Genomic DNA, 22,780 nt, shown 5'->3' with positions numbered 1-22,780 from the left:
GAATAATTTGAATCAACATAATCTATAAGTATTCAATAAAAAAACATTTAAGAACAAAAAAAATCTGCGAATCTGCGTTGAAAACATAAAAACACTATGCGAAATTTATATACTTATATATTCATTTTTTTACTTGGATTTTCATTACAAGCACAAGAATTACTTTCACTTGAAGATGCGGTAAAAATTGCCTTGGAAAACAATTACGATATTAAAATCGCTGAAAATAATTCCAAAATTGATGCTACCAATAACAATTTAGCCAATGCCGGAATGTTGCCTTCGTTGAATGCGAATTTCACCAACAATAACAGTCAATTAGACACCAAACAAACACAAGGAGACGGAACTGTGAGAGAATTAGACAATGCCAAAAACATGAATTTGAGTTATGGTATTGGATTAGATTGGACAATTTTTGACGGTTTAAGTATGTTCGCTAGAAAAGAACAATTGAGCGTTCTAGAACAACAAGGAAAAGCCGAATTACAAACTGCCATTTTAACTAGAATTAGTGATGTTTATACAACCTATTTCGATTTGGTGCAACAACAGCAAGTCTTAGCTTCAATTGATACTGCAATTGTGATTTCAAACCAACGTTTGACAACCGCTCAAAATCGTTTTAGCATTGGAAAAGCTTCAAAATTAGAAGTTTTGAATGCCCAAGTAGACTTGAATAGCGATTTAAGTTTACAATTAAGACAAAAAGAACTCATCAAAATCAGTAAAATTAGATTGAACGAATTATTAGTTCGCGATATTCAAACTGATTTTAAAGTGGCTGACGAAGTTACTTTCGAACAAAATTTAGATTTCAACGAATTAAAATCGACAGCTGAAAAACAAAATCCGCAATTGCAAGCGCAAATTCTGTCTAAAAAAGTAGCCGATTTGAATTTGAAACAAATCAAAGGCAATCGTTATCCAACGGTTCGAATTACTTCAGGTTATAATTTCACACGATCGGAAGCTTCTTTGGGATTTATCACGCAATCTTCTGGACAAGGTTTTGTGTATGGAGTGACCGCGACAGTGCCAATTTTTAATGGCTTTCTTCAAAACAGAAACGAAAAAGTAGCCAAATATCAAGTGGAGAATGCAGGATTCCTTTTAGAGCAACAAAAATTATCGCTAACTTCACAATTATCGTCTTTATTTGCGAGTTATCAAACCAATTTAGAGTTGGTAAAAGTGGAAGAAAAAAACTTAGAAATCGCCAAACAAAACTTAGATATTACGTTAGCGAAATTCAAAATTGGAACTATCACAACTATCGAATTTAGAACAGCTCAGCAAAACTTTGTGGAAGCTTCTGTTCGCTATTCGAATGCGCAATATGTAACCAAACTTTCGGAAATTAACTTAAAAGAATTAGCAGGTACTTTAAAATTGAATTAATATTTTTAGATTTGTTAAAATGTTTAATTGTGAAACTGTGAAATTGAGAAACCGCTTTTCACTAATCACTTTTCACTAATCACTAAAAAATGGTTCAATACAACCCAAAAGACTGGATTACTTTTATCTTTCGTTTTCACGAATCGGATACGTTTCGTCAATTAATTCCGATGATGATTTTCATTGGATTTTATGCCTACGGAATCGCATATTTGGAATTAGAATATTGGAATCTTTCCGAAACCAGTCATGTAAAAAACCTAAACCTAATGCACACTACCGTAGGTTTTGTGTTGTCGTTATTATTGGCTTACCGAACTAATACGGCTTACGACCGTTGGTGGGAAGGTCGAAAACAATGGGGTGCTTTGGTCAATAATAGTCGAAATTTAGCATTGAAACTTTCTGCCTATTTGTCTGATGAAAATGATAGAAATTTCTACAGAAAAGTGATTCCAGCTTATGCTTCGGTGCTTTCGAAACATTTATTGAATGAAGATGTGAGCAAAATGTTGTTTGAAGGTTTGGATTTAGAAATGGATCATCACAAACATCGCCCAAATCAAGTAGCAAAAATGCTGTTTCAAAAAGCGAATGATTTGTACAAATCTGGGAAAATTACGGGTGACCAATTTTACATCATTAATTCTGAATTGCAATCATTTACGGATATTTGTGGCGCTTGCGAACGTATTAAAAACACGCCTATTCCCTACTCGTACAGTTCGTTTATCAAAAAATTTATCTTCTTTTTTGTGATGACATTACCTTTCGGATTTGTATTTAGTTTGGGTTACTACGTAATTCCAGTAGTGATTTTTATCTTTTATGTTTTAGCGAGTTTAGAATTAATCGCCGAAGAAATTGAAGACCCATTTGGCAACGATGCCAATGATTTACCCATGACAAAAATTGCTTCAAATATTAAAAAACACGTGGAAGAGATTTTGTAAGGGTTTGGAGGAAAATTGGTATATTTGATAATATTTAATTTTTTAGAATTTAAAGATGACGCAAATAAAAAAGAAACAACATTATGTTTGAAAAAAATATTTGGAGTCATGGACTACTAAAAATCAAATTTATGCACTAATAAAGAATACAAATAAAATCATTAAAACAAATATTGAAGGTGTTGCACAAGAGAGATTTTTTTATGCACTTGAAGAATTCACATTAGAAGAAGAGGCAATTCTTAAAAAGTTAATCGATTTATGGAGTAAAGATTCTGTTAAAGAAGTAAACTTAAAATTTTATTTTGCATTCACATCATATTCAAAATTAAAAAGAGACATACCAATTGAACTAATTGACCTTGAGAAAAGAGAAGAATTTGAGAGAAGATTAAATATTCTGAGAACAAATGGAATGGAAGATGTTCATTCAGTTTTAGAAAAATTTGGTGAAAAATTAATAAGTGTCAAAAAAATTGAAGATTTAAATTTTTTAGATAAAGAAGATGATTTATTAATGACAATGATTTATGTTGCATTTCAATATTTGAGAACTAAGAAAATGCGTTCAAAAATCGAGACAGTAATTCCAAAATTAAATTATTTATCTCCAAAGTTTTTAAATATTCTGCCTTTCATATACTCAACCGCAATTGCTGACTCTCTAACCTATGACAAGAATACAAAATTTGAATTTCTAGATAATCAAACAGAAATTGATTTTTTAACATGTGATCAACCTTTGATAAATATTAAAGCAAGCGCGCTGAATGATTTTAATGTTGTTCAACAACTTGATTTGTATTATCCTTTAAATCCTAATTTAGCAATATTAATTCACTATCAAGATCAAAAAGATAAAATTAAATATTCCAAAGTCAATAATGATGAAGTTAACAAATACAATGCTTTTGTAATAGAGAATTCAAATGAATTTATATTTTCAAGAAGCCAAGCTCAACTTGAAAACATTAATAGAACAATTTTTATCAAAAGTTAATTTTATAAAATCCAACCATGAAAAACCTATTCCACACAACACTCCTACTTTTCTCAATCACATTATTCACAAGCTGTAAACAAGAAACAGTTTCCACTCAAAACGAGTATTTCGCACAATCAGCTGATAGTATTCAAAATGGTGGGGTGAAAGTCATTCCGATTACAACTCCAAAAGGCACTTTTAATGTTTGGACGAAGCGAGTTGGGAACAATCCAAAGATTAAAGTATTGCTTTTAAATGGTGGTCCAGGCGCTACACACGAATATTTTGAATGTTTTGAAAACTTCTTACCAGCAGAAGGAATCGAGTTCATCTATTACGATCAATTAGGTTGCGGAAATGCCGATAATCCAAACGATACTTCGATGTGGGATTTACAGAGATATGTGGAAGAAGTTGAACAAGTTCGTAAATCTTTAAAATTAGACAACACCAATTTCTACTTGTTAGGACATTCGTGGGGCGGTATTTTAGCTATGGAATACGCTACAAAATATCAAAACAACATGAAAGGCTTAATCATTTCTAATATGATGGCAAGTTGCCCAGAATACGACAAATATGCTAATGAAGTGTTAGCTAAACAAATGAATCCAAAAGTATTGGCAGAACTCATGAAAATAGAAGCTAATAACGACTTTTCCAATCCAAGATATATGGAATTATTACTTCCTAATTTCTATGAAAAACACATTCTTCGTTTCCCTTCAAAAGATTGGCCAGAGCCTGTAAATCGTTCATTAGGAAAAATGAATCAATCGCTTTATGTAACCATGCAAGGTCCGAGTGAATTTGGGATTTCAGGAAAATTAGAAAAATGGGATAGAAAAGCCGATTTAAAAAACGTAAAAATCCCAACACTAGTTATCGGAGCGAAACACGATACCATGGATCCAAAACACATGGAAGAAATTTATAAAATCTTACCGAACGGTTCATATTTATTCTGTCCAAATGGAAGTCACATGGCGTTTTACGATGACCAAAAAACATATTTTAGCGGATTGATTTCGTTCTTGAAAAAATAACAAAAAGCAACTCTTAGTAGTTGCTTTTTTTGTATCTTGCTTTTCTATTTCAAAATTTAAAATGGCCAACAAAGCGTTACTTTTTACTCCTGCTTTAACCCACGAAAAGTCGTTAAAAACTTTGGTGGAAAACCGTACTATTTTCTCCTTAGATCATTGTGAATTAAATATTTTTGAAACCTACCAAAAATCGGATTTGGTTCCTTTGAAGTTTAATGATTTGGTGGTTACGAGTATGTTGCGAGGTAAAAAAGTAATGCACTTATTTGAAGACCCAAGTTTTGAATATTTACCAGGCGAAACCGTAATCGTGCCTTCCAATGCAGAAATGAAAATTGATTTTCCCGAAGCTTCAAAAGAGAATCCTACACAATGTATTGCTTTGGCAATCGATAATCAGATTATTACGAATACGTTGGATTTTTTAAACGAGAAATATCCGAAAGAAGGAAAAAGTAATTTGTGGAAATTAGACCACGAAAACTATTTCTTTTATAACAATGTAGAATTAGCAGGAACCATCAACAAGCTGATTAAAGAATGCATGGGCAATTCATTAACCAAAGACGCACTTGCCGATTTAACCCTTCAAGAATTGATTATCCGAATCATTCAAACTCAAACCACTAAACGTTTTGAAAACGAAAAATTCATCGATAGCAACAGCCCAATTACACCATCGATTGAATACATCAAAAACAACATCAGAGAAACCATCAATTTGAAAGATTTAAGCGATAAAGCTTGTATGAGCACCACTTCATTTTATCGTTATTTCAAAAGAGAATTAGGCATGAGCCCTATTGAATACATCTTAAATGAAAAGATAAAATACGCCAAAAAACTATTGAGCAATCCCAACATTCAAATCAATGAAGTTTCGTATGCGACAGGTTTTGAAGATTGCAATTACTTTATTCGATTATTCAAGAAATACGAAGGTGTGACTCCAAAGCAATATCAGTTGATGAATTATAATGGGTAAAAGAGTGATTAGTAAATAGCATTACTCATTTAATCTGATTTCTTCCAAATTCTGAACTTCTTCTTCGGTAAATAATCTATAATTTACTTTGAATGTTTTTCCGTAGGGTGTTTCTAATGAAAAACCGCCTGCTCCTATTCCATCAGTTACATCTAGCGTAAAATGAGCGTGTTTCCAATATTCGAACAAATCTTTGTCCACCCAAAATTCAAAGCCTTGAAGGGTTCCAATGCAAACATCTCCAAAGCGCAAATAGAATCCGCCCTTTTCAAAACATTGCGGTTGCGTTCCTTCGCAACATCCACCCGCTTGATAGAACATCAAATCACCAAATTTTTCAGATAGCATTTTGATTAATTCTATAGCTTTTTCGGTAGCTTCTAATCGTTTTATTTTTTCCATTGTTTACAAAAAAAAAAGCCGCAAGTTCAAAATAAAATTAATCATGAATCGCGACTTTAAATTAAAAATTATTCATTAAAAGAAACCTAATTTGTTCTTGTTATAAGAAATCAACATGTTTTTAGTTTGACGGTAATGGTCTAACATCATTTTGTGATTTTCTCTACCAATTCCCGATTGTTTATAACCTCCAAATGGTGCTCCTGCTGGATAAGCATGATATTGGTTTACCCAAACACGTCCTGCTTGAATAGCTCTTGGAACTTGGTATAATTCATGTGCATCACGTGTCCAAACGCCTGCTCCTAATCCGTACATAGTGTCGTTAGCAATTTCTAATGCTTCTTCTGTAGTTTTAAAAGTTGTTACTGCTAATACAGGTCCGAAAATTTCTTCTTGGAAAATACGCATTTTGTTGTGCCCTTTAAATAAGGTTGGTTGGATGTAATATCCGCCTTCTAAATCACCACCTAAATGATTCACATCACCACCGCATAATAATTCAGCACCTTCTTCTTTACCTAAATTAATGTAGGAAAGAATTTTGTCTTTTTGAATTTGAGACGCTTGAGCGCCCATCATCACCGTTGGATCTAATGGATTCCCCATTTTGATAGCTTTTACTCGTTCCAATACTCTTTCGATAAATTTATCATAAATCGATTCATGAATTAACAATCTTGATGGACACGTACAAACTTCTCCTTGATTTAGGGCAAAAAGAGCAACACCTTCTAGAGCTTTGTCTAAAAACTCATCATCAGCATCCATAACGGATGGGAAGAAAATATTAGGTGATTTTCCACCCAATTCTAAAGTAACTGGAATAATATTTTCAGTAGCATATTGCATTACCATTCTACCAGTAGCTGTTGAACCTGTAAATGCTGCTTTACACACTTTTGGATTGGTTACTAAAGTTCTTCCTAACTCCGCTCCAAAACCATTAATTATATTGATTACACCCGCTGGAACTAAATCGCCGATAATTTCCATTAATACCATAATTGAAATTGGAGTGCTTTCTGCTGGTTTCAACACCACACAGTTTCCAGCCGCTAATGCTGGTGCAAGCTTCCAAACTGCCATTAAAACAGGAAAGTTCCAAGGAATAATTTGTGCTACAACTCCAATTGGCTCATGTACGATAATGGAAACCGTATCTTTATCTAATTCGGTAATTGAACCTTCTTCAGCACGAATTACACTGGCAAAATATCTAAAATGGTCAATTGCTAATGGAATATCGGCAGCCATAGTTTCACGAATGGCTTTACCGTTATCTAACGTTTCAACCGCAGCGATGTATTCTAAATTAGCTTCAATTCGATCTGCAATTTTATTCAACATGATACTTCTTTCTGTAGCCGAAGTTTGACTGAATGTTTTGAAGGCTTCATCAGCTGCATTTACAGCCATTTCAACATCCATTTTAGCCGAATGTGCTGCTTTTGCCATTAATTTTCCATCTACTGGAGAAAGTACTTCGAAATATTGCCCTGTTGAAGGCGCTGTCCATTTTCCATTAATATAATTATCGTACTTTTCTTTTAGTTGTGGTCTTTGAATTAAATTACTCATAATTTTGATTTTTGGTTTGTTTATCAAATTTAGATTCAATTCTTATCTTAGAATAGCACAATTATTTCATTTAATAGCACAAAACTGATATTAGCTTAATTTTAACTTCTAAAAATTCCATTTCTACTAAATTTTTCGGCAATTATTTATCAAATTAATAATCTAAACCCAATTATACTTATCACCAAACTACTGTTCAAAATTTCTAAATTCTAATTTCTAAATTCTAATTTTATAAAGTATCTTTGCCGTTTAAAATTCGATACAAAATGCGTATATCTTACAATTGGTTAAAACAATTCATTAAAACCGATTTAAAATCTGAAGAAATTGCCGACATTCTTACCGACTTAGGTTTAGAAGTAGAAGGCGTTGACAAATACGAAAGTTTAAAAGGAGGTTTACAAGGCGTTGTGATTGGTCATGTACTTACATGCGAAAAACATCCTGATGCTGATAAACTAAAAATCACAACGGTTGATTTAGGTGATGGAAACGCGCCTGTTCAAATTGTGTGTGGTGCTCCAAACGTGGCGGCAGGACAAAAAGTTCCTGTGGCGACTATTGGAACGAAATTATTTGACAAAGAAGGTAACGGATTCGAAATTAAAAAAGGGAAAATCCGCGGACAAGAAAGTCACGGAATGATTTGCGCTGAAGACGAATTAGGCTTAGGTGAAAGTCATGACGGAATTATGATTTTGAACGAAGATTTAAAACCTGGAACTCCAGCTTCAAAAGTATTCGAAATAGAAACCGATGAAGTATTCGAAATTGGATTAACGCCTAACCGTGCCGATGCTATGTCGCACATGGGAGTTGCTCGTGATTTACGTGCGGGATTGTTACAAAAAGGAACAACTTCGGAATTAATTACGCCATCAGTGAGTAAATTTAAAGTTGAAAAACGTACTTTAAAAATCGATGTAAAAGTTGAAAACGAAAAATTAGCTCCAAGATATTGTGGGGTTACGATCTCGGGAATTACCGTTAAACCTTCGCCAACTTGGCTACAAAACCGTTTGAAAGCAATTGGATTAACTCCAAAAAATAATATTGTTGACGTTACGAATTACGTTTTACACGAATTAGGGCAACCTTTGCATGCTTTTGATGCGGCTCAAATTAAAGGAAATAAAGTTGTAGTAAAAACAGTTCCTGCAGGTACTAAATTTATTACTTTAGATGATATCGAACGCACCTTACACGAAGAAGATTTAATGATTTGTGATGAAAGTGGTCCAATGTGTATTGCAGGGGTTTTCGGAGGAAAAACTTCGGGAGTTAGTGAAAAAACGCAGGCTATTTTCTTAGAAAGTGCTTATTTCAATCCGGTTTCGGTTAGAAAAACAGCTAAAAGACATACGTTAAGTACTGATGCTTCTTTCCGCTTTGAAAGAGGAATTGACCCAAATATTACTGAATACGCATTAAAACGTGCGGCTTTGTTGATTCAAGAAGTAGCAGGTGGTGAAATTACTTCTGATATTATTGACATTTATCCTAAAAAGATTGAAGATTTCAGTGTGTTTATTCATTTCAATAAAGTGAATAAAATCATTGGTGAAGAAATCAAACCTGAAACAATTAAGAAGATTTTAGCTTCATTAGACATCAAAGTTAGTAGTATTACAGAAGCAGGTTTGGGATTAACAATTCCTTCTTACCGAGTAGATGTTACTAGAGAAATTGATGTTATCGAAGAAATATTACGTGTTTACGGATATAACAACATCAAAATTCCTTCTAAAGTAAATGCTACTACAGCAAATTCATCAAGAACGGAAGAATATAAAGTACAAAATATCATTGCGAACCAGTTGTGTTCATTAGGTTTTAACGAAATGATGGCGAATTCACTAACAACGCCAGATTACGTAAAACTTTCTGAAAACTTGAAAGAAGAATTCAACGTGATGATGTTAAATCCATTGAGTAGCGATTTATCAGCAATGCGTCAATCGTTATTGTTTTCTGGATTAGAAGCGATTTCTTTCAATATCAATAGAAGAAGAAGTGATTTAAAATTCTTCGAGTTTGGAAAAAGTTACCACAAAATTCCAAGCGGTCACGAAGAAAACAAACACTTAACGTTATTAGTAACTGGAAACAGACAAAACGAAAGTTGGACTAACCCACAATCAAAATCTGATTTCTTCTTGTTCAAAGGTTATATCAACACGATTTTAAGTCGTTTAGGATTAGACAAGAAAGTGACTTCATTACCATTTGAAAATGATGTTTTCTCAGAAGGATTAGCATTAGCAGTCGGAAAAGAAGTAATTGTAGAATTTGGAACGGTTAAGAAATCTGTTTTAAAACATTTCGATATAAAACAAGAAGTATTGTACGCTGATTTTGCTTGGGATAAAATTCAGAAATACGTTTCTACAAAAATTAAATTCACTGATATTCCAAAATATCCTGAAGTTCGTAGAGATTTAGCTTTGTTGTTAGATGAAAATGTACCATTCGAACAAATCTATAAAATTGCCAAACAAACAGAAAAAGGCTTGTTAAAAGACGTGAATTTATTTGATGTTTACACAGGAAACAACTTACCAGAAGGTAAAAAATCATACGCCGTAAGTTTCATTCTACAAGACGATTCTAAAACACTAACCGATACTCAAATTGATAAAATTATGAGTAAGTTACAAGGTAATTTTGAAAGTCAGTTAGGCGCGAGCTTACGCTAGTGTTCAGTTTATAGTCGCAGTTTACAGTATAAAAAAACTCCCGATTCAAATGAATCGGGAGTTTTTGTTTTGAATTGTTATTTCGACGTAAGGAGAAATCACATTATCTTAATACTTTATGCGATTTCTCCTTACGTCGAAATGACACAAATTTACTCTTTCACAAACTTCACATTAGCACTACCCTTTTCTGTATTTATTTTTACGAAATACGTTCCTGAAGCTAAGTTAGCAACATCAACTGTATTTACAGCATTTGTAGCCATTACGATTTGTCCTAATTGATTATAAATTTCAATCGAATTGATTGCTAAACCTTGTTTCGCTTGAATATTCAAAACATCTTTTGCCGGATTTGGATATAACGTAAAATAAGTTCCAAAATCAAAATCTTGATTATTTAAAGCAGCAACAGTTGTGGTATAAGTATTCGTTGTTATCGGGAAATTGTAATCAAAGTAAATGTTAGCATTATTAGTGAAAGTATTTCCAACAACTAACGTAGGCTTAGTTTTAATTTTAAATACCACATAACCATCATTAGTAGCGTCATTGAAATCTAAGTTAATGTTTTCAAAAATGAATTCTACTTTGTTTTCGTTAATTCTTGTGTAAAATTCATGACTGCTTTTTAAAGGAACTAAAGTTGCAATATCGAACTTAACCAAATCAATCATGTCTTTCACCACAATATTTTCTGCAGGATATGTTCCGGTATTTTCAAAACGAATGACATAATGTACATAATTCCCCACTTCAGTTGGTGTAATCGTTGTTCCTTGTAAACACGTTTTATCGTTTGGATCATAAGAACCAACTACAATTTGTTTTAATGCTGAAATATTATCGTATTGTATTTCATCATTGGTAAAAGGAGTGATTTCGGCTAGAAAATTTATTTGGTCACCAATATTAACAGCTGGTATTTCCATTTGTGAATTTACGTTTAATACTAATGTAATTTCTCTGGTTTCAAAAGGTTGTAAATTAGTATAATTCCATGTTAAATTATTTACCGCTGTACTATTAAAAACCGGATTAGAAGAAACGTAATCTAATTTAGCATCATCAAATGTTAAAGATATACTACCACTTTCTATTTGATTTCCTTTGTTGCGATAAACTAGTTTATAATTAGCGTCAAAACCTGGACGAGCTGGTACAGTAGGAATCAATACTACTTCAACATCATGTTTAACTCCATTAGCTGTTACACAAAAATCTTGCGTAAACGGGCTTGTTTGTGTTGGAAAATTTGCTGTGAAACTTGTCGGTGAAATATTAAAATAGGTTGGGTTTTCGAGATTTGGTGTTATGGTGTGGATTCCTGCTTGAACCGGGATTAAATAACTGCCAAAAGTACTTGCTATAAATCCTCCAGAATTAGTTCCATTTGAAATTATCAAATTTAAATTAGAATAATCAATATCAGAAATGTCACAACCATTATTATTAAAATCAAATTTTGTACTACCAACAATTTCATAATAAACTCCACCTGGTACAAACGAACAATAAGAATTTACATTACAGTTTTGGCCATTAGTAATCACTGCGTTTTCTATATCTTGATCCTGAATTTCATCGCAACAAATATATTGTAAACTTATATTGTTTGAAAAATTTAGAACTTCAGTTTTTCCATTTTTAATAAACAAAGATGTTAGTAAATTATTTTGACAATTTAAAATCAATAAATTTGGAGCATTACTTAGATCTAAAGTACTTAACAGATTACTTTCACAATAAAGACTATTTAAACTATTTAAATTTTGTAAATTTATTGAAGTAATTTGATTTGAAGCACAACTTAACTCTTTCAAATTAATTAATCCTTCAACATTTAAAGAAGTAATTTGATTTTGAAAACATCTAATCTGTGTTAGATTAATTAACCCTTGAACATTTAATGAAGTTATTTGATTTCTTCCACAATGAATTTGTCTAAGGTTAGTTAATCCTTGAATGTTAAATTCTGTAAGCCTATTATAATAAAAATCCAAAAGTTTCAAATTAGTTAACCCTAGTACATTTATTGAAGAAACTTGATTAGAAACACATTTTAAAGCTTCAAGGTTTGTAAATTCTTCAATACCCGAAACCGAACTAATTTGAAAACTTGCAGGAAGTGAGGTTGTGTTACTTATATCTAAATATTTCACTTGCAAAGCCTCGCTAACTTCAATTTCTCCATCATTATTTATATCTATTTTTTGATAATTAGGAGCTGACCATGAATTTGAAACAGAATTATAGATTGGCGAGTTTGTTGAAGCAATGGTGTTACTAGAACTTGCACTAAGCAACTTAGCTTTAAATTTCGCATCAGGAAAATTAATAATCTGTGCATTACTTAAAAAACCAATCGTCAAAAAGAATAAAAAGTACAGTTTTTTCATTTGTAGGAAATTAAAGAAGTAAAAGTATGATAAATACTTAAACATCAAAGTATAATTTAACTAAAATCTTCATTTAAATCCTGACAGGTTTCCGAAACCTGTCAGGATTGTATAACTGCATAAACTTAGAGTTATAACATTTCGTAAACCTATCCTATTTTTCATTAAAATAAAATTAAAATTCACTATTTTAGCCCCATGATAAAAGTAGTTTTAATCGGTTCAGGAAATGTGGCGCAACACTTAATACAAGTATTGTTGCAAGCTAAAAATGTGGATTTGGTACAAGCGTTTGCTCGTAATCCAAATCATTTATCGCATTTATTACCAGCAACCAAAATTACTTCTGATTATCAAAAAATTACCGAAGCTGATTTGTACATTATTTCGGTTTCAGATAACGCTATTGCGGAAGTTTCAGCACAATTACCATTTGAAAATCGTTTGGTGGTGCATACTTCGGGTTCGTCTGATATTTCTGTTTTGAATGATAAGAATCGAAAAGGCGTTTTTTATCCTTTACAAACATTTACCAAAGGTAAGGAAATCGACTTCGCTCCTATTCCTATTTGCTTGGAAGCTGAAAAGGAATCAGATTATCAACTTTTAGAAAAACTAGGCAATTGCATTTCACAAAAAGTAGTTCGAATTACTTCAGAACAACGAAAAAGCTTACACGTAGCGGCTGTTTTTGTTTGTAATTTTGTGAATCATTTGTACCAAATTGGTAATGAAATTTGCGAGGAAAATAACGTGCCATTTGAAGTATTACACCCTTTAATTCAGGAAACGGCTCATAAAATCACGGAACTTTCTCCAAAAGAAGCACAAACAGGTCCGGCTTTACGAAACGACACCAAAACCATTGAAAAACATTTAGATTTCTTAGAAAATCCCGAATATAAAAACCTATATCAATTACTTACACAATCGATACAACATGTCAAAAAGTTATAAAGAACTCATGAATCAAATTACCACTTTCATCTTCGACGTAGATGGAGTGTTAACCGATGGAACTATTCATGTAACGCCAACAGGCGAAATGCTTCGTAATATGAACATCAGAGATGGTTATGCCATGAAAGCCGCAGTTGAAAATGGTTACACCGTTTGTATTATTTCAGGTGGAAGCAACGAAGGTGTTCGAGTGCGTTTGAGAAATTTGGGAATAACAGATATTCATTTAGGTGTTTCTGATAAAGTAGAAACCTTCAAAGAATTTACAGATATTTACAATATCAAACCAGAAAACGTGTTATATATGGGTGACGATATTCCGGATTATCACGTAATGAAATTAGTAGGATTACCAACGTGTCCACAAAACGCAGTTCCAGAAATCAAAGGAATTTCCAAATATATTTCGCATGTTGAAGGAGGAAAAGGAGCCGTTCGTGATGTAATCGAGCAAGTTATGAAAGTACAAAGCAAATGGATGGAACATTTTGATGCAAAAGTTGATTAAAAGTTGGTTTTTAACGCAAATACAGAAGCTTAGGGACGCAAAGTCTCTTGCAAAGGACGCAAAAACTCGGTGAAGCTCTGTGTAAAAAACTTGAAACCTGAAACAAAAATTAAAACATATAAGTCATATAAGTAAAATTTAAGTTATATTTTACTTCAATTTAAAGTTCATAAAAGATTTTAAAAATTTTTTCAATCAGCGTTCCGAAAAACCTGAAACTTGAAACTCGAAACAAAAAACAACATGAAATACTTAAAACTAATTCGATACCAAAATTTACTAATGCTTGCTTTTATGCAATTGGTTTTTCGTTATTTATTTTTAGCACAATCGTATGTTGATTTAGCCTTGACGGATTTTAATTACATATTATTAGTGATTGCAACCGTTTGCATTGCAGCTGGTGGTTATGTTATTAACAATATTATGGATCAAGATACTGACGAAATTGCAAAACCTCAAAACCGCGTTGTTGGTGTTTCTGTTACGGAAACAGTGGCATATAATTGGTACATTGGTTTGACAATTGTTGGTGTTGGAATTGGATTTTATCTTTCCAATGTGATTTATAAACCTACATTTGCTTCTATGTTTATTTTGGTCGCTACACTACTTTATGTGTATGCCACAAGTTTTAAACAAATTCCTGTGGTTGGAAACATTGTAGTAGCACTTTTACTTTCAATAAGTATTATAATTATAGGCTTATTTGATATTCTTCCAGCGATTGATGCGGATAACCGATTTAGAATGAAAGAAGCTTTCGATATTTTAATGCATTATGCCATTTTTGCATTTATCATCAATTTGATTCGAGAAATCGTTAAGGATATGGAAGACATGGATGGCGATTATCAATCAGGACTTAATACGTTGCCTATTGCTATCGGAGTTCAGAAAACGAAGATAATTGTTGAGGTTTTAACCTTAATTTCAATTGGGATTTTAGCTTATTACGTAAACTCTAATTTATTTGAATTGGACTATGTAGTGTATTACGCGATGTTTTTAATCGTTGGTCCACTGATTTATTTTGGAGTAAAGTTACTTAATGCTACAACGAAAAAAGAATTTCATCATTTAAGTTTAGTTTTGAAAATCATATTATTTTTCGGAATTTTATCTGTAGCGGTAATTGTTTTCAATTTAAAATTAGCCAATGCTTAAAGAAAAACTAAATAGAATAAACATCATTTTAGCTTCGAGTTCGCCAAGGAGACAACAATTCTTTAAAGAAATGGATTTGCATTATACTATTCGCTTAAAAGAAATTGAAGAAATCTATCCAGAACATTTACAAGCGGAAGAAATTACTAATTTTTTAGCCGTATTAAAAGCTAGTGCTTTCGAAAATGAATTGGAAGAAAACGATGTATTAGTAACTAGCGACACAATCGTTTGGTTAAACGGAAAAGCTTTGGGTAAACCAAAAGATTATGATGATGCTTTTAAAATGTTGCAACAATTGGCCAATCAAACGCATGAAGTAATTACTTCGGTTTGCTTAAAATCGATTGATAAAAAGGATGTTTTTCATTGTGTTACCAAAGTTACTTTTTCTGATTTATCTGATGAAGCTATTCGATATTATTTAGACAATTACAAACCTTTTGACAAGGCGGGAAGCTACGGAATTCAAGATTGGATTGGTTTAATCGGAATTTCAAAAATTGAAGGTTCTTATACAAATGTTGTAGGTTTACCAACAGAAATGTTATTTCAAAAATTAATGAATTATGTTTGAATTAATAAATAACCCTTATTTAGACCAAGAAATAGCAACTATTGTAGTGTTATTTCTATACTTTATATTAAGAGTTAGCTCAAAAAAACTAGTTAGAAAATACGCCACTTTAAACGAAGTTTTAGAACATCGTAGTAATCTTGTTATCAAGTATATTTACTTATTATTAGGCATTTTAGCGTTTATTTCTATTGTAATTATTTGGGGAGTTAAAAAAGACCAAATATTTCTATTTATTTCCTCTGTTTTTGCCGTTGCTGGAGTTGCTTCGTTTGCGCAATGGTCGATTCTGAGTAATATTACAGCTGGAATTATATTATTTTTTTCTTATCCATTTAAGATTGGTGACCGAATTAAAATTCACGATAAAGATTTTCCAATTGAAGGTGAAATTGACGACATTAAAGCTTTTTATTTGATTTTAAAGTCTTCAGATGGTGAATTGATTACCTATCCAAATAATTTACTCATGCAAAAAGGGGTTTCTGTATTAAAGGATACTCCTGAAGAAAAAGAATTTTTTGATTAAATCAACTTATAAAATAGTGTTAAAAAGGAAGCGATTAAAACTTCCTTTTTTTTATTTCCTTATTTTTGAAACAAAACCATTGCAATGAAAAGAAGCTTTACTTCAATATTTATATTTTTAATTTCAATAATATCATTTGCGCAAGCGCCTCAAAAATTGAACTCTGTAGAAATTTACGAACAAGTTCAAAAACTAAATTTCCTTGGAAAAGTATTGTATGTTGCGGCACATCCTGATGATGAAAATACTAAATTGATTACCTATTTTTCCAATCATTATCACGCACAAACAGCCTATTTATCGTTAACGCGTGGCGATGGTGGGCAAAATTTAATTGGAACAGAATTAAGAGAAAAACTAGGAGCCATAAGAACTCAAGAATTGTTAGCAGCAAGAAGAATTGACGGTGGCGAGCAATTTTTTACACGTGCCAACGATTTCGGATTTTCAAAAGAACCAAACGAAACTTTCGCTATTTGGAACAAAGACGAAGTAATGGAAGATGTTATTCAAGTGATTGAAACATTTCGTCCAGACATTATTATTAACCGATTTAGCCACAACACTCCAGGGACAACCCACGGACATCACACGGCTTCAGCAATGTTGAGTTTGGAAGCATATGATTTAGTAAAATATAAACCAAAACGCATCTTTTTCAACACGTCTTGGTGGTTTTACGGAAGTCAAGAAGCGTTTGATGCTGCCGATAAATCAAAATTATTAGCCATTAATTCTAATGTATTTTATCCGTTAAAAGGAAAAAGTAACAACGAAATTGCGGCTTTGAGTAGAAGTCAGCACAAATGTCAAGGTTTTGGAACTTTGGGAAGTCGTGGCGATGAAACCGAATATTTAGAACTTTTAAAAGGTGATTTACCAAGTAATACCAATCTTTTCGAAGGAATTGATACCTCATGGAATCGAGTAAAAGGCGGTAATGAAATTGGAAAAATTCTATACGAAATTGAAAAGAATTTTAACTTTGGAAATCCGTCAGTTCATATTCCAAATTTGATAAAAGCGTATGATTTAATTCAAAAGTTAGAAGATTCACATTGGAAAGACATCAAATCGAAACAAATTATTAAGATTATTGAAGCGTGTAGCGGTTTATTCATGGAAGCCGTTGCCGACACTGAAACCACAACAAAAGATAGCAATTTCAACATTAATATTGAAGTCATTAACAGAAGTCAGTCGAATGCAAAATTGATTTCCGTGAAAGCGTTACAACTTCCAACAGGGACAAAAAATGCTGTTTTAAAAAATAACGAGAAAACAAGTTTCCAACTTAAAAATGTGGTTATTGGTGAAAGTGTTGATTATTCCAATTTATTTTGGTTAAAAGAAAAACAAACTGAAGGAATGTATCGTGTTTCAGATAAATCAATTCGTATTCTTCCTGAAGTTTCATCTAATTTCCCAGTCGTTTTCACCATTGAAATTGAAGGAAAAACAATTGAATTCGTAAAGAACATTTGCTACAAATTCAATAATCCCGATGACGGAGAAACTTATGTTCCTTTTACCGTTTTACCAGATGTTACGACTAAAATTGAACCTGAAGTTATAATTTTCAACGGAACGCAATCTAAAGAAATTACGGTTTCAGTAAAAGCACACAAAGCCAATGCAAAAGGCGTTTTATCATTAAATATTCCGAGTGATTGGAAAGTAAATCCAAAAGAAATTCCATTTGAAATTACTACCAAAAACGAAGAGAAAAAATTCACGTTTACACTTTATCCAACCAAACCAGAAATTGCTACAAAGTTGAGTGCAAAAGCTCAAATTGGTAATCAAACATTTGATGATAAATTAATTACGATTCAATATCCACACATTCCAAAACAAACCATTTTAGTACCTTCTGAATCTAAATTAGTAAAATTAGACATAGAAACTAAAGGCAAAAATATTGGTTACATTATGGGCGCTGGCGATGAAGTAAACAAGAATTTAGAAAATCTTGGATTTAAAGTTTCAACGATTAATCCGAACGAAATTTCAATAGAAAAACTGCAACAATTTGATGCTGTAATCTTAGGAATTCGAGCTTTTAATGTGGTTGATGAATTAAAATACAAGAATAAAATCTTATTTCAATATGTAGAAAAAGGTGGTAATTTAATAATTCAATACAACACTACTAATAATTTGGTTACCAAAGAAATAGCACCATTTAACTTAGAATTATCGAGAGACCGTGTCACCGATGAAAATGCGAAAGTTACTTTCTTAGCACCAAGTCATAAGGTACTTAATCAACCGAACAAAATCACTGAAAAAGATTTCACAGGTTGGGTACAAGAACAAGGTTTATACTATCCAAACAAATGGAGTTCAGAATTTATTCCTATTTTAGCTTCTAATGACGAAGGCGAATCTTCAAAAACAGGTGGTTTAGTAATTGCAAAATTTGGTAAAGGAAATTACATTTACACAGGTTTGAGTTTCTTTAGAGAATTACCAGAAGGCGTTAGTGGCGCTTATCGATTATTAGCAAACATGATCGCTTTAGATAAATAAAATAGTGATGGATAAACAAAAACACAAATGGAAAAAAAGTTATAGCATCGTGTTGATACTGAATGCTATATACATTTTAATTTTCTATTTACTAATGGAAATATACAACTAATATGGAAATTTTAGATTGGATTGTATTATCCACTACCCTATTTTTTATCGTAATTTATGGAGCTTTAAAAACCAAAGGAAGTGCCAACGTTAAAGATTATTTACTAGATAACAACGAAACACCTTGGTTTACTGTTGGGGTTTCAGTCATGGCTACGCAAGCGAGTGCGATTACATTTTTATCAACACCAGGGCAAGCCTATCATGACGGAATGGGGTTTGTGCAGTTCTATTTTGGATTACCTTTGGCGATGATTGTAATTGCTTACACTTTTATTCCAATTTATCACAGATTAAAAGTATATACTGCTTACGAATATTTAGAACAACGTTTTAACATTCAAACCCGAACGTTAGCTGCTATTTTATTCCTCATTCAAAGAGGTTTAGGAACCGGAATTACGATTTATGCTCCTTCAATCATTCTGTCGGCACTTTTAGGTTGGAATTTGAATATGCTGAATATCATCATTGGAATTTTGGTAATTGTATACACAGTTACAGGTGGAACAAAAGCAGTGAATGTGACTCAAAAGCAACAAATGTTTGTGATTATGAGTGGTATGTTCATCATTTTCTTCTATATTTTGGCGAATTTACCTCAAGAAGTTGATCTTTCAAATGTGTTACACATTGCTGGTGCCAATGGAAAAATGGATATTTTAGATTTCTCCTACAATCCAGAAACACGTTACACCTTTTGGAGCGGAATCACAGGAGGATTTTTCCTAATGCTTTCCTACTTTGGAACCGATCAATCGCAAGTGGGGCGTTATCTTTCTGGAAAATCTGTAAAAGAAAGCCAAATGGGATTAATTATGAATGGCTTATTAAAAGTTCCAATGCAATTTTTTATTCTTCTAACTGGAGTTTTGGTGTTTGTTTTCTTTCAATTTAATGATGCACCTTTACATTTTAACCCAACTAATGTTGAAAAAGTAAAAACATCTGAACAAAAAGAAGCCTACGAAAATTTAGAAAAGAAACTAACGGAATTAAACACCGACAAAAAGATTGTCAATCAAATCTACATTGAGCAATTAAAACATAACGAATACGACAATCCGATTCTAAAAAAACAAATGGTAGCGCTTTCTTTAAAAGAGAAAGATTTAAGAGAAAAAGCAAAAGTGGTAATTTCTAAAGTAGATGAGAAAACCGAAACCAACGATAAAGATTATGTTTTTCTGTATTTCATCTTAAACTATCTTCCAAAAGGACTTTTAGGATTGCTTTTAGCGGTTATCTTTAGCGCAGCCATGTCTTCGAGTGCTTCGGGTTTAAATTCATTAGGCGCTACATCAGCTATTGATATTTACAAACGAAATGTCAATGCCAAATCAGACAAACATTATGTGTATGCAACACAATATTTCACCGTATTTTGGGGAATCGTCGCAATCGGATTTGCATGTGTTAGTTCGTTGTTTGAAAACTTAATTCAATTGGTAAATATCATTGGTTCTATTTTTTACGGAACCGTTCTAGGGATTTTCTTAATTGGATTCTATATCAATTATGTAAAAGGTAAGGCTGTTTTTATTGCAGCATGCATTAGTCAGTCAGCAATTTTCTATATTTTTTATTTAGATGTTGTTGGTTACTTGTGGTTGAATTTTATTGGAGCTTTACTTACAATTGGTTTATCATTAGTTCTTCAGAAAATATTTAATAAATCAGATATATGAAAAAAAGTCCCGAAATATTTCGGAACTTTTTTTTGAATTAACACTTAACTATTATTTTGACCATTCAGCAATGCTGTCTTTGTTCATTTTTTCGTAATCGCCGTTTCCTGCTTTAATTGATAAAGCTAAAGATTCTTTTGCTGTAGCAATAGCACCTTTTTTATCACCAGATTTGGCTTGAATTAACGATTTTAATCTCAAATACCAGAAAGGAACATCTTGCCCTTTTGGAGAATTTGAAATAGCGCTATTCACCCAAGACAATGCTTTGGTCATATCACCATTAGTTTGGTAAAAATATTGAGCCGCTGAAAAATAATCACCAGCAGATGGACCAGCTAAGGTTTTCTCAATACTCTTCATTGCAGCTTCTTGTGTAGGAACTGTAAATGGAATTGAAACAATTGTTCTTTCCCAAGATAATTCTAATACTCCAGAATCATTTGATAAGTTATTCAAGAAAATAGTAAATGATTCAACCGATTTACTTAATGTTTCTGGTTTAACAGACGTTTTTAAAGCAACTTTACTTTCATCCCAAGTTTCTGGTAAACCCCAGTTGTTTGTGTCTGTATAAAAAATCACATCCCAACTATCTGCTTTAGGTGTAGTAAATAAGGCATATTTTCCTTTTTTCAATTCTTTTCCTGCAATAGTTACATTTTCACTAAATGAAATTGTTGTATTTGCATTTGCACCCGTTCTCCAATTTTTTCCAAAAGGAACTAAATCACCATAAACAGTTCTTCCTTTTGCACTTGGTCTTGAATATTCAATTTGAACATTAGTCAAACCTACAACTTGGTCAATTTTAGCTAAAGGACTAGATTGAGGCGTTTTTACTTGGGCTTCAACAACAAAATTGGCTAATACTACAGCCAACATAACAATAATTTTTCTCATAGGTTTCGTTTTTAGATTTCCAAAATTACAAATTGTTATTGACTCAAATGTTAAGAATAACTTAAATGAATAATTTTTTGTTTAATTTATAATTAAAAAGATTAAACAAATTTATATCTTTACAAAAAAAATAATATGAAAATATATCGATTACATACCAAACAAAATTTACCAATTACAATTGATGAAGCTTGGGATTTACTTTCGGATCCAAAGAACCTTCAAAAAATCACTCCTGAATATATGGGATTCAAAATTTTATCAGGAGCAGATAGACCTATGTTTCCAGGGCAAATTATTCAATATATAGTTACACCAGTTTTAGGAATTCCAGCCAAATGGGTAACAGAAATTACTCATGTGGTAGATAAGCAGTATTTTGTGGACGAGCAACGCTTTGGTCCATACGCACTTTGGCATCACAAACATTTCATTAAAGAGATTCCTGGTGGTGTTGAAATGGAAGATATTGTAGATTACAAAGTACCGATGGGAATTTTAGGACAATTAGTTCATCCAATACTAGTAAAACCTAAATTGAATGAAATTTTTGAATACAGAAGAAAAAAATTAATTGAAATGTTTGGTGAATTTAAAGGATAAAAACATGAAAAACATATTATTAATAGGCGGTTCTTACGGAATAGGATTAGCCATTGCACAAGAACTTCAGAATGGAAACAATATTTTTGTTGCATCTAGAACCAATGAAAATTTATCAGGTTTAAATGTAACATATATTCCATTTAATGCTTCGACAGATACTTTAGATACAACAAAATTACCTGCAATTTTAGATGGTTTGGTATATTGTCCTGGAAGCATTAATTTACGTCCATTTAGAGGATTAAAACCGGAAGCTTTTGAAGCCGATTTACAAATAAATTTCATTAGTTTAGTAAAAGTAATTCAAGCGGTTTTACCCAATTTAACAGCGGGTGAACAATCAAGCATTGTGCTTTTTAGTAGTGTTGCTGCTTCTATGGGAATGCCATTTCATACGAGTGTTGCCGCAGCAAAAGGAGCTATTGAAGGTTTTGCAAAAGCTTTAGCAGCAGAATATGCTCCAAAAATAAGAGTTAACGTAATTGCTCCATCATTAACCGATACGCCATTAGCCGATAAATTCTTGAACAACGAAACCAAACAGGAAAAGTCAGCCGAGCGCCATCCGTTAAAACGATTTGGAAAACCAGAAGATAGTGCACAAATGGCAAGCTTTTTATTAAGTGATAAAAGCAGTTGGATTTCAGGACAAATTTTCCATGTTGATGGCGGTATGTCAACATTATTAGTAAACGGATAAAACAAATTCAAGGACAATTACAAATTCAAAAATCAAATCTCAAACTTG

At 32.2% G+C, this 22,780-nt stretch carries 19 protein-coding genes; 15 read left to right on the top strand and 4 right to left on the bottom strand.

Annotation, left to right across the window (positions count from 1 at the left end; all coding sequences use genetic code 11):
* Positions 1 to 96: 96 nt before the first annotated feature.
* From B2741_RS09525 to B2741_RS09505, 5 genes are all read left to right on the top strand, one after another.
* Positions 97 to 1,401, top strand: coding sequence for a TolC family protein (locus tag B2741_RS09525; protein ID WP_291138137.1), 1,305 nt, complete (start codon positions 97 to 99; stop codon positions 1,399 to 1,401).
* Positions 1,402 to 1,490: 89 nt separating this feature from the next.
* On the top strand, positions 1,491 to 2,354 hold the full coding sequence (locus B2741_RS09520; protein WP_291138133.1) for a bestrophin family protein: 864 nt from the start codon (positions 1,491 to 1,493) through the stop codon (positions 2,352 to 2,354).
* A 100-nt stretch (positions 2,355 to 2,454) separates the two neighbouring features.
* Complete coding sequence (locus B2741_RS09515) at positions 2,455 to 3,354, top strand: DUF4238 domain-containing protein (protein WP_291138130.1); 900 nt, start codon at positions 2,455 to 2,457, stop codon at positions 3,352 to 3,354.
* Between the two features lie 17 nt (positions 3,355 to 3,371).
* Entirely contained in the window at positions 3,372 to 4,385 is a 1,014-nt protein-coding gene (locus tag B2741_RS09510; protein WP_291138128.1) for a proline iminopeptidase-family hydrolase, read from the top strand.
* Positions 4,386 to 4,446: 61 nt separating this feature from the next.
* Positions 4,447 to 5,370: an AraC family transcriptional regulator gene (locus B2741_RS09505; protein ID WP_291138125.1), complete on the top strand. Its 924-nt coding sequence runs from the start codon at positions 4,447 to 4,449 to the stop codon at positions 5,368 to 5,370.
* A 21-nt stretch (positions 5,371 to 5,391) separates the two neighbouring features.
* Here B2741_RS09505 and B2741_RS09500 read toward each other — a convergent pair whose 3' ends face one another.
* Both B2741_RS09500 and B2741_RS09495 read right to left on the bottom strand, forming a co-directional pair.
* On the bottom strand, positions 5,392 to 5,772 hold the full coding sequence (locus tag B2741_RS09500; protein ID WP_291138122.1) for a DUF779 domain-containing protein: 381 nt from the start codon (positions 5,770 to 5,772) through the stop codon (positions 5,392 to 5,394).
* 75 nt (positions 5,773 to 5,847) lie between these two features.
* Positions 5,848 to 7,353, bottom strand: a complete 1,506-nt coding sequence (locus B2741_RS09495) for an aldehyde dehydrogenase family protein (protein WP_291138119.1) — start codon at positions 7,351 to 7,353, stop codon at positions 5,848 to 5,850.
* Between the two features lie 269 nt (positions 7,354 to 7,622).
* On the opposite strand from B2741_RS09495, the gene pheT reads away from it, so the two are divergent.
* Complete coding sequence (pheT, locus tag B2741_RS09490; protein WP_291138116.1) at positions 7,623 to 10,052, top strand: phenylalanine--tRNA ligase subunit beta; 2,430 nt, start codon at positions 7,623 to 7,625, stop codon at positions 10,050 to 10,052.
* Between the two features lie 152 nt (positions 10,053 to 10,204).
* On the opposite strand, the gene B2741_RS09485 is transcribed toward pheT, so the two are convergent.
* Positions 10,205 to 12,451, bottom strand: a complete 2,247-nt coding sequence (locus B2741_RS09485; protein WP_291138113.1) for a DUF7619 domain-containing protein — start codon at positions 12,449 to 12,451, stop codon at positions 10,205 to 10,207.
* A gap of 198 nt (positions 12,452 to 12,649) precedes the next feature.
* On the opposite strand from B2741_RS09485, the gene B2741_RS09480 reads away from it, so the two are divergent.
* From B2741_RS09480 to B2741_RS09450, 7 genes are all read left to right on the top strand, one after another.
* Complete coding sequence (locus B2741_RS09480; RefSeq protein ID WP_291138110.1) at positions 12,650 to 13,408, top strand: Rossmann-like and DUF2520 domain-containing protein; 759 nt, start codon at positions 12,650 to 12,652, stop codon at positions 13,406 to 13,408.
* Positions 13,392 to 13,919 carry a KdsC family phosphatase gene (locus tag B2741_RS09475; RefSeq protein ID WP_291138107.1) on the top strand — a complete coding sequence of 176 codons (528 nt, stop codon included), beginning with the start codon at positions 13,392 to 13,394 and terminating at the stop codon, positions 13,917 to 13,919. Before B2741_RS09480 ends, B2741_RS09475 begins: the two co-directional genes overlap by 17 nt.
* Positions 13,920 to 14,162: 243 nt before the next feature.
* Positions 14,163 to 15,086, top strand: a complete 924-nt coding sequence (locus B2741_RS09470) for a geranylgeranylglycerol-phosphate geranylgeranyltransferase (RefSeq protein ID WP_291138104.1) — start codon at positions 14,163 to 14,165, stop codon at positions 15,084 to 15,086.
* The gene (locus tag B2741_RS09465) at positions 15,079 to 15,663 is read left to right on the top strand and encodes a Maf-like protein (RefSeq protein ID WP_291138101.1); all 585 of its coding nucleotides are present in this window, start codon (positions 15,079 to 15,081) and stop codon (positions 15,661 to 15,663) included. The genes B2741_RS09470 and B2741_RS09465 overlap by 8 nt, the downstream gene beginning before the upstream one ends.
* Positions 15,656 to 16,192, top strand: a complete 537-nt coding sequence (locus B2741_RS09460; RefSeq protein WP_291138098.1) for a mechanosensitive ion channel domain-containing protein — start codon at positions 15,656 to 15,658, stop codon at positions 16,190 to 16,192. The genes B2741_RS09465 and B2741_RS09460 overlap by 8 nt, the downstream gene beginning before the upstream one ends.
* A gap of 84 nt (positions 16,193 to 16,276) precedes the next feature.
* Complete coding sequence (locus tag B2741_RS09455) at positions 16,277 to 18,724, top strand: PIG-L family deacetylase (RefSeq protein ID WP_291138095.1); 2,448 nt, start codon at positions 16,277 to 16,279, stop codon at positions 18,722 to 18,724.
* A gap of 113 nt (positions 18,725 to 18,837) precedes the next feature.
* Complete coding sequence (locus tag B2741_RS09450; protein WP_291138092.1) at positions 18,838 to 20,523, top strand: sodium:solute symporter; 1,686 nt, start codon at positions 18,838 to 18,840, stop codon at positions 20,521 to 20,523.
* 51 nt (positions 20,524 to 20,574) lie between these two features.
* Here B2741_RS09450 and B2741_RS09445 read toward each other — a convergent pair whose 3' ends face one another.
* Entirely contained in the window at positions 20,575 to 21,426 is an 852-nt protein-coding gene (locus B2741_RS09445) for a DUF2911 domain-containing protein (RefSeq protein ID WP_290820210.1), read from the bottom strand.
* Positions 21,427 to 21,561: 135 nt separating this feature from the next.
* Between B2741_RS09445 and B2741_RS09440 the strand changes: the two genes are divergently transcribed.
* A complete protein-coding gene (locus B2741_RS09440; RefSeq protein ID WP_291138088.1) occupies positions 21,562 to 22,029 on the top strand; it encodes an SRPBCC family protein in 468 nt (155 codons plus the stop codon).
* A gap of 4 nt (positions 22,030 to 22,033) precedes the next feature.
* Complete coding sequence (locus B2741_RS09435; RefSeq protein WP_291138085.1) at positions 22,034 to 22,732, top strand: SDR family NAD(P)-dependent oxidoreductase; 699 nt, start codon at positions 22,034 to 22,036, stop codon at positions 22,730 to 22,732.
* Positions 22,733 to 22,780 lie beyond the last annotated feature (48 nt).

The sequence above is a fragment of the Flavobacterium sp. UBA7663 genome, from assembly GCF_002483315.1.
In the GTDB taxonomy this organism is placed as follows: Bacteria; Bacteroidota; Bacteroidia; order Flavobacteriales; family Flavobacteriaceae; genus Flavobacterium.
The sequence above is the reverse complement of the archived record's forward strand: the minus strand, read 5'-3'. Positions and strand labels throughout refer to the sequence as shown.

Excerpts from the sequence above, each read along its gene's own strand:
- B2741_RS09495 (WP_291138119.1), bottom strand. The coding sequence starts at position 7,353 with ATGAGTAATTTAATTCAAAGACCACAACTAAAAGAAAAGTACGATAAT.
- B2741_RS09510 (WP_291138128.1), top strand. The coding sequence starts at position 3,372 with ATGAAAAACCTATTCCACACAACACTCCTACTTTTCTCAATCACATTA.
- B2741_RS09520 (WP_291138133.1), top strand. The coding sequence starts at position 1,491 with ATGGTTCAATACAACCCAAAAGACTGGATTACTTTTATCTTTCGTTTT.
- B2741_RS09505 (WP_291138125.1), top strand. The coding sequence starts at position 4,447 with ATGGCCAACAAAGCGTTACTTTTTACTCCTGCTTTAACCCACGAAAAG.
- B2741_RS09460 (WP_291138098.1), top strand. The coding sequence starts at position 15,656 with ATGTTTGAATTAATAAATAACCCTTATTTAGACCAAGAAATAGCAACT.
- B2741_RS09485 (WP_291138113.1), bottom strand. The coding sequence starts at position 12,451 with ATGAAAAAACTGTACTTTTTATTCTTTTTGACGATTGGTTTTTTAAGT.
- B2741_RS09455 (WP_291138095.1), top strand. The coding sequence starts at position 16,277 with ATGAAAAGAAGCTTTACTTCAATATTTATATTTTTAATTTCAATAATA.
- B2741_RS09525 (WP_291138137.1), top strand. The coding sequence starts at position 97 with ATGCGAAATTTATATACTTATATATTCATTTTTTTACTTGGATTTTCA.
- B2741_RS09445 (WP_290820210.1), bottom strand. The coding sequence starts at position 21,426 with ATGAGAAAAATTATTGTTATGTTGGCTGTAGTATTAGCCAATTTTGTT.
- B2741_RS09475 (WP_291138107.1), top strand. The coding sequence starts at position 13,392 with ATGTCAAAAAGTTATAAAGAACTCATGAATCAAATTACCACTTTCATC.
- pheT (WP_291138116.1), top strand. The coding sequence starts at position 7,623 with ATGCGTATATCTTACAATTGGTTAAAACAATTCATTAAAACCGATTTA.
- B2741_RS09450 (WP_291138092.1), top strand. The coding sequence starts at position 18,838 with ATGGAAATTTTAGATTGGATTGTATTATCCACTACCCTATTTTTTATC.
- B2741_RS09500 (WP_291138122.1), bottom strand. The coding sequence starts at position 5,772 with ATGGAAAAAATAAAACGATTAGAAGCTACCGAAAAAGCTATAGAATTA.
- B2741_RS09480 (WP_291138110.1), top strand. The coding sequence starts at position 12,650 with ATGATAAAAGTAGTTTTAATCGGTTCAGGAAATGTGGCGCAACACTTA.
- B2741_RS09440 (WP_291138088.1), top strand. The coding sequence starts at position 21,562 with ATGAAAATATATCGATTACATACCAAACAAAATTTACCAATTACAATT.
- B2741_RS09470 (WP_291138104.1), top strand. The coding sequence starts at position 14,163 with ATGAAATACTTAAAACTAATTCGATACCAAAATTTACTAATGCTTGCT.
- B2741_RS09435 (WP_291138085.1), top strand. The coding sequence starts at position 22,034 with ATGAAAAACATATTATTAATAGGCGGTTCTTACGGAATAGGATTAGCC.
- B2741_RS09465 (WP_291138101.1), top strand. The coding sequence starts at position 15,079 with ATGCTTAAAGAAAAACTAAATAGAATAAACATCATTTTAGCTTCGAGT.